Raw genomic sequence first — 13,605 nt, 5'->3', positions numbered from 1 at the left:
CGCGTAGGTGCCCTTGAACAGTTTCCCCATCCCGCCGTGGCGCAGCAGTCCCATGTCATCGATGGAATCGGCGCCGGCAACCATCCCGGCGACCAGGGCCGTGACCTTCAATCCCGCGTTGGCACCGAAATAGTCCGGCAGTTTCAGATGCTCATCGACCAGTTCCCCGAGCCCGGTTTTCCCGGCCAGACCCATGACCGGGACCAGCCCCGCGGCCGACACGAGATTCGGATCATCAAAAGCGCTGGAAATAGCCGACGGGGTATGGAAAAGTTGCATCTACGGAATGCTCCTCTGCAAGGCGAAAACGGAACTCCAGACAAGTCCTATTTTCCCTGATCAGAAGGGCATTTCCGGTTTAAAACGCCGGACCGGCCCAAACCCAACCGGTGGATTCAGGCTAAGACGGTGAACTTTGACATCGGATCAGTGTCGCACACTGGTATGCCCCGCGGCCCGGGCGGGGCGGGTGCTAGCGAAGCGCCGTCGTCCACCAGGGGTCGAACCTGGATGGAACCGTATCAAGGGGGACGGTCCATGAACTCAACAGACACGGCCGATATGTACCGCAAGCCGCTCACAACCCCGGGGCCGGTTCGGCCTCTACCTCGCCGGAACTAGCTCCGGCCGCACTGACCCGCGTCCTCTTCTCCGGGGTGACCGGGAGCGGCAAAATGCCAGCCGCCCGCGTTTACGCTCAGGTCACCGGACTGCCAGAGTTCCCGGCGGACGACGACTTTGGCTGGCCACCCGGGTTGCAGCAGCGCACCGTCGAGGATCAGCGGGAATTCGCGGCCGCGATTGGAGCCCGGGATGCCGCCCGCGGTCCTGATCCGCCCTCCAGACCAGCTCGAAGCCTGGCCCGCGGTGCTATCTGCCAAGGATGCCGGGTCCGGGCGGTCCGAAAGCCTCTCACCGGACGGCGGCGGCGGGTCGCTTCGCTCAAGGTAGGGCTGGACTTCCGACCCCTACGGGATTTAAGGGGGGCCGAGCGTGCCTTGCTGCCAAGGGCCCGGGCGACGAGACGGGCTCTGTCACCGACATCTACCGGCCACGGTGCTTCGCGCGGAACATCCCGGGCACTTACTTTCCGCCGATCCTGGCTGGCGTCCTGCGACACTGGCGGGACTACCGTTCCGCTGTCACCACTGCCGCCTTCACCCCCGCGCCGTTGGCGACGCTATCGGATTGGGTCGCCGTCGAGGTCGACGCGGAAGCTCTCGATCACCTTGTTAGTCGTTGTATCGATGATGATCACGGAGTCTGCCGGCCAGGAAGGGTCGGGGACAACGGTGTAGGGAACATCGGAGATCAAGGTGGGCCGCCCGGCGTCGTTGGTCTTCCGGCTGAAAGCATCGACCACCGTGTTCGTCCTCGTGTTGACGGACACCGTCTCCTGGCGGAATCCCGCGAGGTTGCCGTTGGCGGGCGTAGCGTTCCACCAGCCCTCGTAGCCGCCAGCTTCGGACGCCGGCGACGGCATTGTGGACTCCGCGGCGGACGTTGATCTGGATGTCGACGGCGTCCCGGCGTTTCCTGCCGCTTCTGCCGCACCGCCGCAGGCGCTCAACGACATTCCCGCAGCGAGCATCAAACAGACAGTGGCCAACTGCGGGCCTCTAGTGGTGAAGCGCGAGATGATGTCCCCCAAGATTGTTCCCGTCCGGCGGTCTCCGGCGCGGATGGGTTGACCCTACCAGCTCCCTCATCCCGCCAGGCCCGCCCAGCCCGCTCATCCCGCCATCCCCAGCGCCACCGGCGCCAGCGACCATCCCCGGCGCCACCGGCGCCACCGGCGGCAGCGCGCAGCGCCGTCCGCGGCGCCGCCTGCGGAACACGACCCCTCCCTCCGGCAGCCCGTCCTGGTGCTGGCCGAGCGCTGACTCCAGCGAGGGGGCGCCGTCGGAGGCGCGCCGCGTTAGCAGGTAATCTTAGAGAGTTCCGGAGCCGGCGCGTTTCTCCGGAGGAGCTCATGGCAGGAAGCAAAAGGCGAGGTTGATGGTCCACATCTGGAACGATCCGTCCGAGGTCCCGGCGGACTTCGGTCCCTCCGTCGTCACGTTTGGCAACTTCGACGGCGTGCACCGCGGCCACCAGCAGGTGCTCTCGCAACTCATCCGCATCGCCCGCCTGAACCACGCCCGCACCGTCGCCATCACCTTCGATCCGCACCCGGCCCAGGTCCACCGCCCCGAGTCCGCCCCTGAACTGATCATGGGCCTGGAAGACAAACTCGTGGCACTCGGCGAAGTAGGCCTCGACGCCGTGCTCGTGATGAAGTACTCACTGGAGCTGGCCAGCCTCACCCCTGAAGAATTCGTCGCCGACATCCTCGTCGGACGCCTCAAGGCCAGCCACGTCGTGATCGGCCACGACGCCCGCTTCGGCCGCGGCAACTCCGGGGATCTCAGCACCATGCAGGGGCTCGGCAAGAAGCTCGGCTTCGAGGTGCTGGTCATCAGCGAGTTTGGCTCCGAGGGCTTCCCCGTCCACCGTGATCCACACGAAGATCCACAGGAACAACAGAACGACGACGCCGGCAAGGACCGGCGCTGCTCCTCCACCTGGGTGCGGGAGGCACTGCGGGAGGGCGACGTCGCCACCGCCGCCGCCGTCCTCGGGCGGCCGCACCGGATGCGCGGCGAAGTGGTGCACGGCGCCGCTCGCGGCCGCGATCTCGGGTTCCCCACCGCCAACCTCGGGCCGCAGGCCAGCGGCTACATTCCGGCGGACGGAATCTACGCGGGCTGGCTCGTGGACCAAGCCGGAACCCGCTGGCCCGCCGCCATTTCGGTCGGCTCCAACCCGACCTTCGGCGGCGTCAGCCGGCAGGTGGAGGCCCACGTGATCGACCGCCCGGAAGAGGCCGTGGAGGACTTCGATCTGTACGGCCAGACAGTAGTAGTGGAATTCGTCGTCCGGCTGCGGGGGATGGTGGCGTACCGTGGCCCTGAAGCGTTGGTGGATCAGATGCGCCTGGACGTGGTCCAGACCCATGAAATCCTGTTCGCCCCTTAACTTCGCACACTGGATTTGCACGCTGATTCCGGGGCGTTAACCCGCGGCCGGGCTGCGGACCGAGAGCCGCTCCGGCAGCGGGTGGACCGGCCAATTCAAGGGTAGATTCACAGTCAGTTGGCAAGGAAGGCAAGAGACGTGACGATCGAGAAAAACACAAGGGAGCTGGATAGGGACATTGTCCGTGACTTCAGTTCCCGGATGAGCTATGCGACTTACCTGCAGCTGCCGACGCTGCTGAGCGCGCAGCAGCCGGTCAGCGCCCCCGAGCACCACGATGAGATGCTGTTCATCATCCAGCACCAGACCACGGAGCTCTGGCTGAAACTGGTGCTGCACGAGCTCCGCAGCGCCGCCGCCTGGCTCCGCTCGGACGATCTCGGCTCCGCGTTGAAGGCGATCGCCCGGGTCAAGCACATCCAGAAAACCCTGACCGAACAGTGGTCCGTGCTCGCCACGCTCACCCCCACCGAGTACTCACAGTTCCGCGACTTCCTCGGCAACTCCTCCGGCTTCCAGTCCAGCCAGTACCGCGCGGTGGAATTCCTGCTCGGCAACAAAAACCCCGCGATGCTCCCGGTGTTCGACTCCGACCCAGAAGCCCATTCGATGCTGCTGGAACTCCTCGAATCGCCGAGTATTTACGACGAATTCCTGGCCTACCTCAAGCGCCGGGGCTTCGACATCCCCGCGTCCCTGCTGGAGCGCGACGTCACCAAGGCGCACGAGTTCTGCCCCGAACTGGTCCCGGTCTTCAAGTACATCTACGAGAACGCGGCCGATAACTGGGGCGCCTACGAGGCCTGCGAGGAACTGGTGGACCTCGAGGACAACTTCCAGCTCTGGCGCTTCCGCCACCTGCGCACGGTGCAGCGCACCATCGGGATGAAGCCCGGCACCGGCGGCTCCAGCGGCGCCGCCTTCCTGCAGAAGGCCCTCGAGCTGACGTTCTTCCCCGAACTCTTCGCCGTCCGGACGGAGATCGGCCGGTGAGCGCCCTGAGCCCGCAAACGGCGGGGCCCGCGGCAGAGGCCACGGCCGGCAACGACACCGTCCTGCTGGAGCGCGCCCGCGAACTCGACGCCGCCGATCCGCTCGCCGCCTACCGCGACCACTTCATCGGCACCGACACGGAGCTGTCCTACCTGGACGGCAATTCCCTCGGCCGGCCGCTCAAGCGCACCGTCACCGACGTCAGCAGCTTCGTCCGGGACAGCTGGGGCGGCCGGTTGATCCGCGGCTGGGACGAGGAATGGCTCGAACTCCCGCAGGTCATCGGCGACCAGCTCGGCCGGGCGGTCCTCGGGGCCGCGCCGGGGCAGACCATCATCGCGGACTCCACCACGGTGGTGCTCTACAAGCTGATCCGGGCCGCGCTGGCCGCCGTGACGGACCCTGCCCGCTCCGAAATCGTGCTGGATACGGAGAATTTCCCCACCGACCGCTACCTGGTCGAGGGCATCGCCCGCGAAGAGGGCCTGACGCTGCGCTGGATCGACGCCGATCCCGCCTCCGGCGCCACGGTCGACCAGGTGCGGGCCGCCACCGGCCCGGCCACCGCCGTCGTGGTCCTGAGCCAGATCGCCTACCGCTCCGGCTTCCTCGCGGACCTGCCCGGGATCACCGCCGCCGTGCACGACGCCGGCGCACTGGTGGTGTGGGACCTGTGCCATTCCGCCGGGTCGGTGGAGATCGGACTGGACGCCGCCGGCGTCGACTTCGCCGCCGGCTGCACCTACAAGTATCTCAACGGGGGACCGGGCTCGCCCGCGTTCGCCTATATCAATGCCCGTCACCTGGCCGGCCTGCAGCAGCCGATCTGGGGCTGGATAGGCCGTAAGGACGCCTTCGAGATGGGGCCCGGCTATGAAGCTGCCGCAGGCATCCGCGGCTTCCTCAGCGGCACCCCGGCCATCTTCGGGATGCTCGCCATGCGCGGCACGCTGGACCTGCTCGAGGAGGCAGGTATGGCCGCGGTCCGGGAAAAGTCGCGGCTGCTGACTGCGTTCGCCGTCGAACTCCATGACGCCTGGCTCGCCCCGGCGGGCGTGACGCTCTCCACGCCGCGGGACCCGGAGCTGCGCGGCAGCCACGTCACGGTGGACCACCCCGCGTTCCGGGAGATGACTGCGGCGCTGTGGGAGCAGGACGTCATTCCGGATTTCCGGGCGCCGCAGGGCATCCGGATCGGACTCTCGCCGCTCAGTACATCATTCGGCGAGCTCTATCGGGGCGTTGCCGCCATCCGCGAACGGCTGGACAACGGCACTCCCGCGCAGTAGCAGGAGCAGCCGTTTCGACAAGATTGGCGGCATGCCGGTAAACTCAACGTTGGATCCGGCTGCAGTCCGTGGCGGCTGGCTCCCGTTGTGTACGGGAAACCCCTTCTTCGGAGGAGGAATACCGGCGCGGCACTCCCGGCAGTGAGTTACTGACCCGGGCCTCACGGCACATCTCTAGGAGTTATCGTGGCACTTGAAGCCGCTGTAAAGACGTCCATCATCCAGGATTTCGCAACGTCCGAGGCCGACACCGGTTCGCCGGAGGTCCAGGTTGCGGTCCTGACTCAGCGGATCAAGGATCTCACTGAGCACATGAAGGTGCACAAGCACGATTACCACACCCAGCGCGGTCTGCTGGCCATGGTTGGTCGTCGCAAGCGCATGCTGACCTACCTCAAGAACACTGACATCACCCGCTACCGTGCGCTCATCGAGCGCCTCGGCCTGCGCCGCTAGTCAGCTTCAAGGGGCGGCCCCTTCCGTGACGGAAGGGGCCGCCTTCTTCAAACAAAACTCAACAGGAGGATCAACCGCATCACGCATTCGCGGTCCTCGGTAGTGACTCCCGGGAACGGCTTCAAGGAACGAAGCCCAGGCCCGTGGGTCTCGATCGATGACCGGGTGCAGTGCAGGCCAGCAGACAGATGCTGGACTGGGTTGATGCGGCTGGACTCCGTGAACCATGAAACGGAGGTGACTCTCTATGGAGGGTCCCGAAATCCAGTTCTCAGAAGCAGTCATTGACAATGGCCGCTTCGGCAAGCGTGTAATCCGCTTTGAAACCGGCCGTCTTGCCAAGCAGGCAGCCGGGGCTTCGATGGTCTACCTCGACGAGGAGACCGCGCTGCTGTCCGCCACCACCGCCGGCAAACACCCGCGTGAAGGGTTCGACTTCTTCCCGCTGACCGTCGACGTCGAAGAGCGTATGTACGCCGCAGGCCGCATCCCGGGCTCATTCTTCCGACGTGAAGGCCGCCCGTCCACGGAAGCGATCCTCGCCTGCCGCCTGATGGACCGCCCGCTGCGTCCGGCCTTCGTCAAGGGCCTGCGCAACGAGGTCCAGATCGTGGTCACCGTGCTGTCCATCAACCCGGATGAGCTGTACGACGTCGTAGCGATCAACGCTTCCTCGATGTCCACCCAGCTCTCCGGCCTGCCGTTCTCCGGCCCGATCGGCGGCGTCCGCGTTGCCCTGATCGCCGACGAGCACGGTTCGCAGTGGGTCGCTTTCCCGAAGCACTCCCAGCTCGAGAACGCCGTCTTCAACATGGTGGTTGCCGGCCGCGTCAAGAACGACGACGTCGCCATCATGATGGTTGAAGCCGAAGCCACGGACAACTCCTGGAACCTCATTAAGGAACAGGGCGCCACCGCCCCGACCGAAGAGGTTGTGTCGGAGGGCCTCGAGGCCGCCAAGCCGTTTATCAAGGCTCTTTGTGACGCTCAGTCCGACCTGGCTGCCCGCGCCGCCAAGCCGACCGTTGAGTTCCCGGTCTTCCTGGACTACCAGGACGACGTCTACGCCGCCGTCGAGTCCGCTGCCGCCGAGAAGCTGGCCGCTGTCTTCCAGATTGCCGACAAGCAGGAACGCGACACGGCCTCCGACGCGCTCAAGGACGATGTCACCTCTTCCCTGGCCGGCCAGTTCGAAGGCCGCGAGAAGGAGCTGTCCGCAGCGTTCCGCTCGGTCACCAAGCATGTTGTGCGCCAGCGCATCCTGACGGACCAGATCCGCATCGACGGCCGCGGCCTGACGGACATCCGCCAGCTCACCGCCGAGGTTGAGGTTCTGCCCCGCGTCCACGGCTCGGCCATCTTCGAACGCGGCGAGACCCAGATCATGGGTGTCACCACGTTGAACATGCTCAAGATGGAACAGCAGATCGACTCGCTGTCTCCCGTGACGCGCAAGCGCTACATGCACAACTACAACTTCCCGCCGTACTCCACGGGCGAGACCGGCCGCGTCGGTTCGCCGAAGCGCCGCGAAATCGGCCACGGTGCCCTCGCAGAGCGCGCCATCATGCCGGTGCTGCCGTCCCGCGAGGAATTCCCTTACGCCATCCGCCAGGTGTCTGAGGCCCTCAGCTCCAACGGTTCGACGTCGATGGGTTCCGTCTGCGCCTCCACGCTGTCCCTGCTCAATGCAGGTGTGCCGCTGAAGGCAGCCGTTGCCGGTATCGCCATGGGCCTGGTTTCCGACCAGGTGGACGGCCAGACCCGCTACGCCGCCCTGACCGACATCCTCGGCGCCGAAGATGCCTTCGGTGACATGGACTTCAAGGTTGCCGGCACCTCCGAGTTCGTCACGGCCATCCAGCTGGACACCAAGCTCGACGGCATCCCCGCCTCGGTCCTGGCAGCAGCCCTGAAGCAGGCCCGCGAAGCGCGCCTGCACATCCTGGACGTCCTGAACTCCGCGATCGACACCCCGGACGAGCTCTCCGAGTTCGCGCCGCGCGTCATCGCGGTCAAGATCCCGATAGACAAGATCGGCGAGGTTATCGGCCCGAAGGGCAAGATGATCAACCAGATCCAGGAAGACACCGGAGCCGACATCTCGATCGAGGATGACGGCACGGTCTACATTGGCGCCACGAACGGCCCGTCTGCCGACGCAGCACGGTCCGCGATCAACGCCATCGCCAACCCGCAGATCCCGGAAATCGGCGAGCGCTACCTGGGCACGGTTGTCAAGACCACCACCTTCGGCGCCTTCGTTTCCCTGACTCCGGGCAAGGACGGCCTCCTGCACATCTCCGAGCTGCGCAAGATCGCCGGCGGCAAGCGCGTGGACAACGTCGATGACGTCGTCTCCGTCGGCCAGAAGATCCAGGTGGAAATCACCAAGATCGATGACCGCGGCAAGCTCTCTCTGTCTCCCGTTGTGGCTGACGGGGCAGACTCTGAGAACGCAGACGACGCTGAGGTCTCCCTGGAGCCCGCAGAGTAGTCTTCCCGACTCAAGCGGAGGGGCCGGTGGATCATCCACCGGCCCCGCCGCCGTTAAGACCGGCCCCGCTGTTAAGACCGGCCCCGCCGCCGTTAAAGGTACGATTGCAGGCAGATTTCGCACGTTTTTTACTGAAAGGCCTCGATGACTGTCGTCCCCCTGCCGCTTGAGCAGAACCAGCACACTGACACCCTGATCCACGGCGCCGACGGCGGCTCCGAGGTGCGCCGCTCGGTCCTGCCGGGCGGCGTCCGCGTCCTGACCGAGGCGATGCCGGGCCAGCGCTCGGCCACCATCGGCTTCTGGGTGGCCGTCGGCTCCCGCGACGAGGCGCCGGGCCAGCACGGATCCACCCACTTCCTGGAACACCTGTTGTTCAAGGGCACCCAGCGCCGCACTGCGCTGGAGATCGCCTCGGCCTTCGACGAGGTGGGCGGGGAGTCCAACGCGGCCACCGCCAAGGAAAGCACCTGCTACTTCGCCCGTGTGCTGGACACCGACCTTCCCATGGCCATAGACGTCATTGCGGACATGATCACCGGCGCCGTGCTGGACCCGCGGGAGATGGAGCAGGAACGCGACGTCATCCTCGAGGAAATCGCGATGGACAGCGACGATCCCACCGATGTAGCCCACGAGCACTTCGTCGCCGCGGTCCTCGGCACCCACCCGCTCGGCCGGCCGATCGGCGGCACCCCGGATGCCATCCGCGCCGTCGCCCGCGACTCGGTCTGGGACCACTACCGCCGCTACTACCGGCCCGACGAGCTGGTCATCACCGCCGCAGGCGGGCTGGACCACGACGTCGTCTGCGGACTTGTGGTGGATGCCCTGCACTCCGCCGGCTGGACCCTGGAAGCGGACGCCACCCCGGTGCAGCGGCGTTCCACCGAGCGGGCGGACATCACCGGAACGGCCGGGCTGCACGTGGTCAAGCGTCCCGTGGAACAGGCCAACATCATCATGGGCTGCCCCACGATCGTCGCGACCGATGAGCGCCGCTTCGTCATGAGCGTGCTCAACGCCGTCCTCGGCGGGGGCATGTCCTCCCGGCTCTTCCAGGAAATCCGGGAGAAGCGCGGACTCGTCTACTCGACCTACTCTTTTGCGTCCTCCTATGCCGACGCCGGCTACTTCGGCATGTACGCCGGCTGCACGCCGTCGAAGGTCCGCCAGGTCCTGGAACTCCTCGGCGCCGAGCTGGACCACCTGGCCGGGGGCGGCATCTCCGACGAGGAGCTCCGCAAGGCCGTCGGGCAGCTCTGCGGCGGGATCGTGTTGGCCCTCGAGGACACCGGATCCCGGATGTCCCGGCTGGGCCGCGCCGAGCTGGTCTCCGGCGAGTATCAGGACATCGACGAGACGCTGCGCCAGATCAAAGCCGTGACCGCGGCCGAGGTCCAGGAGTTGGCCCGCGAACTCGCGGCCGCCCCGCGGACCGTTACTGTGGTGGGCCCTTTTGAGGAAACCGAGACCTTCGGCCTCTGAGCCGGGCCTAGACACGGCCGGCGGCGCCGCGTGATGATAAGGACGGGCTCACTCGGGAGGACTCCACATGGGAGGAACAGATGGACCGGCCGCTGCCAGGCAGCGCACACGGGGCGCTTGAGGCCTTTCTGGGGTACTGGGCGGGAACCACACAGTGGGAGGCGACGCCCTGGGGACCGGCACGTGTTGCCGCCGTCGAACTGACCTTCGCCCGCGCAGCCGCCGGGCTGGCCGTAACCCACAGTTACCGGCACACGGAGGCCGACGGCACCCGCTCCGAGGGCCACGGCGTCTTCACCCCGGACCCCGGCCGCCCGGACACCTTCTTTTACCACGTCAACAGCAGGGGCCTGCCCCCGGAGGCGGCCGCGCGCGCCAGCTGGCGCGATGGCACCCTCACCATGGAGCGGCGCAGCGACCGCGGCACCGCGCGGAACACCTTCCGGGTGGACGACGGCGTGCTGACGCACAGCGCCGGACTCCGGCTGGGGTCCGCGAGCGAATTCACACCTTTTATGACCTCGGTCTGCCGGCGAGTGGCCGGGAACACCGCCGCCCGCGCGTGAGCAGTGCCGCGCGCGTGTCATGGGGTTGCGCTATCACTCCCGGGCCTTTAGACCCCGGGTTGGCCGCCGCAAGTGATAGCGCAAGCGGTGCCTAACCGCCGGCGAACGGCGGCAGCACGTCTACGACGTCGTCCGGCTTCAGCACCGCCGAACGGTTCCTTACGGCCACTTCGTTGAGCAGGAAGCTGCTCCGGGACAGCAGCCGCGCCAGCGGCGGCGTCCCCGCCGGGGGTTCCGGGCGCTCGACGGCGAGGATCGCCTCGAGCAGCGAGTTGACGGTGGCGTCCGCGGGGAGCTCAAAGCGCTCCTCGTCGACGCCGGCGGCAGCGCGCGCGGCAGCGAAGTAACGTACGTTCACAGGTGGTTCAGCCTCCAATGGCGCTCATGCTGCGGTCCGGCTGGACGAAGTCCGGAGCGTCCAGTCCGACGTGGTCCATACCGTGGGCCTTGGGCTTGATCCACATGGCATCCTGCCAGCGCTCGGCGAGCTGTTCGTCGCTGGCGCCCTCACGGAGCAGCCCCAGCAGGTCGACTTCCTCGCGGGAGAACAGGCAGCTCATGATCTTGCCTTCGGCCGTGATGCGCGTGCGGCGGCAATCGGAGCAGAACGGCTCGGTCACGGAGGCGATGATCCCAACGGTTCCGAGCACCGGACCGGTAGCCTCGGCCGTGCCGGGCACGCGGGCCCGGACCTCGAAGCGTTCCGCCGGGGCGCCGTCGCGGTCCCTCGGATCGGTGCTGAGCACGTAATCGACGGAGAGCAGCTCACGGATTTCCGCGGCGGTGATCATGTTCCGGCGGGTCCAGCCGTGGTCGGCGTCGAGCGGCATCTGCTCGATGAAGCGCAGCTCGTAGCCGCGGTCCAGTGCCCAGGCCAGCAGGGCGGGGGACTCGACGTCGTTGATGCCGCGCATCAGCACGGCGTTGAGCTTTACGGGGCCCAGGCCGGCGGCCCAGGCGGCGTCCACGCCTGCCAGCACTTTGTTGAGGAAGGGGCGCCGGGTCAGCTTCGCGAAGGTCTCCTCGTGGAGTGAGTCCAGCGAGACGTTGATCCGGGAGAGTCCGGCGGCTTTCAGCCCGGCGGCCTTTTTGTCCAGGCCGACGGCGTTGGTGGTCATGGAGATCGGCAGATCCGGGTGGGCCTCGCGGAGTGCGGAAATAATGGCCAGCAGGTCGGCGCGGACCAGGGGTTCCCCGCCGGTCAGCCGCAGTTCGCGCACGCCCAGCATATCGACTCCGATCCGCACGATCCGGACGATTTCCGCCGCGGACATCACGGCCTGCTTGGAGAGCCATTCCAGGCCTTCGGCCGGCATGCAGTAAGTGCAGCGCAGATTGCATTTGTCCGTCAGCGACAGCCGCATGTCTGTGGCGCGGCGGCCATAGCGGTCCACCAGCCCGGGGGCCAGAGCGGCCGGACGTCCGGGCAGTTGCGGCCCGGATGTGCCCGCGCCGGGGCTGTCATCCGCACGGGGCTGGGGCATGCCAAGGTGAACACTCATAAAGTCAGGCTACGCCACCTCGGCCCCGGCATGCCTACCGTTGAGTGACGGGATTCGGCTGGTTTGCGCCAGGGTGTCTTCGCGGTGCCCCGGACCGCCGGCGAACCTATGCTGGAGGGATGAAGACCTCGCAGAGCTCGCCGGAAACAGCGGCTGACGCCACACAGCCGCCCCCACGGCCCGGGCGGCCGGACCCCGCCCGAAGCACGGCCGGCCGGCAACGGAGCCGGTGGGCCGCGGCTTCCGGCGTCGTCGCCGTCGGCGCGGGCGTGGCCCTGGGCGAACTTGCCGCCGGGATCGTGAGCCCCTCCATCTCGCCCGTGACTGCCGTAGGGGGCGCTGTGATCGACGCCGTCCCGCAGGCGGTCAAGGACTGGGCCATCGCCTTGTTCGGCACCGCCGACAAGATCGCGCTGTTGTGCGGCATGGCCCTGGTCATCGCTGCGCTGGCGGCCGTGGCCGGAATAGTGGAGCGCCGTCGCCGCTTCGCCGGCGTGGCCATCATCGCCGTCTTCGGCGTGGTGGGCCTTGTGGCCGTGCTGGGCCGCACCGGACAGACCGCGAATGCGATCCCGGTCCCGCTGCTCGCAGCCGTGGCGGGTATGGTGCTGCTGCGCTGGCTGATCCGGCGGCTGGGGGAGTGGCGTGACAGCCCTGTCCCGCACCAGCCCGCCCCGCAGGAGCCCGCCTTGTCAGGCCCCGCCCGGCGCCGCTTCCTGCAGACGCTCGGCGGGACGGCCGCCGTCGCCGCCGTTGCCGGGGTGCTCGCCACCACCCTGAGGGGAGCTGCCGCCGTCGTCGGTGAGCTGCGCAGCAAGCTCGTGCTCCCCGTCCCAGCCTCGCCCGCACCCCCGGTCCCGGCCGGCGCCGAGCTGCGGCTGGACGGCATCGGCCCGCTGGTCACCCCCAACAAAGACTTCTACCGGATCGACACCGCGCTGCGCGTCCCGGTGGTGGACCCGGGCCAGTGGACGCTGAAAGTTACCGGCCTGGTGGATCGCGAGGTTGAACTGGACTTCGCGGCACTGCTGGCCAAACCCCTGATCGAACGGCACGTGACCATCGCCTGCGTCTCCAACGAGGTGGGCGGGGACCTGATCGGCAACGCCCGCTGGCTCGGCTGGCCGGTCCGCGAACTGCTGGCGCTGGCCGGGCCGAAAGCCGGGGCGGACATGGTCCTCTCCCGCAGCACGGACGGCTGGACCGCCGGCACGCCGCTGGAAGTGCTCACGGACAGCCGGGACGCGCTCCTGGCAGTCGGGATGAACGGAGAGCCGCTGCCGCTGGAGCACGGCTTCCCGGTCCGGCTCGTGGTGCCTGGCCTCTATGGCTACGTTTCGGCGACCAAATGGGTCACGGAGCTCAAGGTCACACGCTTCGCGGACGACGTTGGCTACTGGACCCCCCGGGGCTGGTCCGAGCTCGGCCCCATCAAGACCTCCTCCCGCATCGACGTGCCCCGGGACGGGCGTTCCGTTAGGTCCGGGAACGTGGCCTTCGGTGGCGTTGCCTGGGCGCAGCACACCGGGATAGGCAAGGTGGAGCTTCGGGTCAACCGCGGCGAATGGCAGGAGGCGGAGCTGGCCCCGGGGATCTCCAAGGACACCTGGTACCAATGGAAGCTGGCGCTGCCATTGACCCCGGGGAGGTACGAGGTCCAGGTCCGGGCCACGGACCTGGACGGCGCTGCGCAGGTGGAGGACCGGGCCCCCGTAGTGCCCAGCGGTGCCACCGGCTATCACACGGTTAGAGTTGAGGTGAAGTCCTGACGAGCCACGCCACGGGGCTAAAGCCAC

General features: G+C 67.5%; 11 protein-coding genes and 1 pseudogene. 8 read left to right on the top strand and 4 right to left on the bottom strand.

The genetic code is table 11. The features are described 5' to 3' along the window. Positions 1-279, bottom strand: a pseudogene (locus RCH07_RS08265) (IS1380 family transposase); the annotation flags it as partial. 901 nt (positions 280-1,180) lie between these two features. After that, on the bottom strand, positions 1,181-1,591 hold the full coding sequence (locus RCH07_RS08260; RefSeq protein WP_326966983.1) for a hypothetical protein: 411 nt from the start codon (positions 1,589-1,591) through the stop codon (positions 1,181-1,183). Positions 1,592-1,998: 407 nt separating this feature from the next. Between RCH07_RS08260 and RCH07_RS08255 the strand changes: the two genes are divergently transcribed. The 7 genes from RCH07_RS08255 to RCH07_RS08225 all read left to right on the top strand — a co-directional run bounded on the left by RCH07_RS08255 (position 1,999) and on the right by RCH07_RS08225 (position 10,307). Further along, positions 1,999-3,018 carry a bifunctional riboflavin kinase/FAD synthetase gene (locus RCH07_RS08255; RefSeq protein ID WP_326966982.1) on the top strand — a complete coding sequence of 340 codons (1,020 nt, stop codon included), beginning with the start codon at positions 1,999-2,001 and terminating at the stop codon, positions 3,016-3,018. A gap of 138 nt (positions 3,019-3,156) precedes the next feature. Beyond that, positions 3,157-4,011 carry a tryptophan 2,3-dioxygenase gene (gene kynA, locus RCH07_RS08250; RefSeq protein WP_326966981.1) on the top strand — a complete coding sequence of 285 codons (855 nt, stop codon included), beginning with the start codon at positions 3,157-3,159 and terminating at the stop codon, positions 4,009-4,011. Between the two features lie 62 nt (positions 4,012-4,073). Next, positions 4,074-5,300 (top strand): kynureninase, encoded by a 1,227-nt coding sequence (gene kynU, locus RCH07_RS08245; protein ID WP_326966990.1) that lies wholly within the window; start codon positions 4,074-4,076, stop codon positions 5,298-5,300. Positions 5,301-5,486: 186 nt separating this feature from the next. Next, complete coding sequence (gene rpsO / locus RCH07_RS08240) at positions 5,487-5,756, top strand: 30S ribosomal protein S15 (RefSeq protein WP_326966980.1); 270 nt, start codon at positions 5,487-5,489, stop codon at positions 5,754-5,756. Between the two features lie 247 nt (positions 5,757-6,003). Then, positions 6,004-8,253, top strand: coding sequence for a polyribonucleotide nucleotidyltransferase (locus RCH07_RS08235; protein WP_326966979.1), 2,250 nt, complete (start codon positions 6,004-6,006; stop codon positions 8,251-8,253). 144 nt (positions 8,254-8,397) lie between these two features. Further along, the gene (locus RCH07_RS08230; protein WP_326966978.1) at positions 8,398-9,741 is read left to right on the top strand and encodes a M16 family metallopeptidase; all 1,344 of its coding nucleotides are present in this window, start codon (positions 8,398-8,400) and stop codon (positions 9,739-9,741) included. Positions 9,742-9,821: 80 nt separating this feature from the next. Beyond that, on the top strand, positions 9,822-10,307 hold the full coding sequence (locus RCH07_RS08225) for a DUF1579 domain-containing protein (protein WP_326966977.1): 486 nt from the start codon (positions 9,822-9,824) through the stop codon (positions 10,305-10,307). A 91-nt stretch (positions 10,308-10,398) separates the two neighbouring features. On the opposite strand, the gene RCH07_RS08220 is transcribed toward RCH07_RS08225, so the two are convergent. Then, positions 10,399-10,665: a MoaD/ThiS family protein gene (locus RCH07_RS08220; RefSeq protein ID WP_326966976.1), complete on the bottom strand. Its 267-nt coding sequence runs from the start codon at positions 10,663-10,665 to the stop codon at positions 10,399-10,401. Positions 10,666-10,672: 7 nt separating this feature from the next. Beyond that, positions 10,673-11,809 (bottom strand): GTP 3',8-cyclase MoaA, encoded by a 1,137-nt coding sequence (gene moaA / locus RCH07_RS08215; protein ID WP_326966975.1) that lies wholly within the window; start codon positions 11,807-11,809, stop codon positions 10,673-10,675. A 119-nt stretch (positions 11,810-11,928) separates the two neighbouring features. Between moaA and RCH07_RS08210 the strand changes: the two genes are divergently transcribed. Continuing rightward, positions 11,929-13,578, top strand: coding sequence for a molybdopterin-dependent oxidoreductase (locus tag RCH07_RS08210; RefSeq protein WP_326966974.1), 1,650 nt, complete (start codon positions 11,929-11,931; stop codon positions 13,576-13,578). Positions 13,579-13,605: the final 27 nt, after the last annotated feature.

It is taken from the genome of Arthrobacter sp. CG_A4, from assembly GCF_035985125.1.
GTDB lineage: Bacteria > Actinomycetota > Actinomycetes > Actinomycetales > Micrococcaceae > Arthrobacter.
This window is presented reverse-complemented; position numbering and strand designations above follow the sequence as displayed.